At 47.0% G+C, this 232-nt stretch carries 1 protein-coding gene; it reads right to left on the reverse strand.

Annotated features, from left to right (window positions below):
- Positions 1-74: 74 nt before the first annotated feature.
- Positions 75-232, reverse strand: a 158-nt coding sequence (locus tag OCF96_RS10110) for a MiiA motif-containing surface protein (protein ID WP_419991745.1), incomplete at its 5' end; no start/stop codon positions are given.

Below are 232 nucleotides of genomic sequence, written 5' to 3' on the forward strand. Positions count from 1 at the left end.
ACCACAGTCTTATCTGCTGGTTTAACCACATCGTTACCTGCATTTGGCTTAGCTGCGTCGTCTGCGGTCTTAGTTTAGTCTGCTGCTGGAATAACGGCTGTGTTTCCTGATGGCGTTGTTACTGTAGCGTTTCCTTTATCGTCGACTACTACAGTCGCACCTGGATTCACTGCTTTAACTTTGTCTTCGATGGCGTTCTTCTCAGCGTCTGTAAGTTTTTGTGGGTTCGCTA

This window comes from Streptococcus mitis, from assembly GCF_946190065.1.
Taxonomy (GTDB): domain Bacteria; phylum Bacillota; class Bacilli; order Lactobacillales; family Streptococcaceae; genus Streptococcus; species Streptococcus mitis_DE.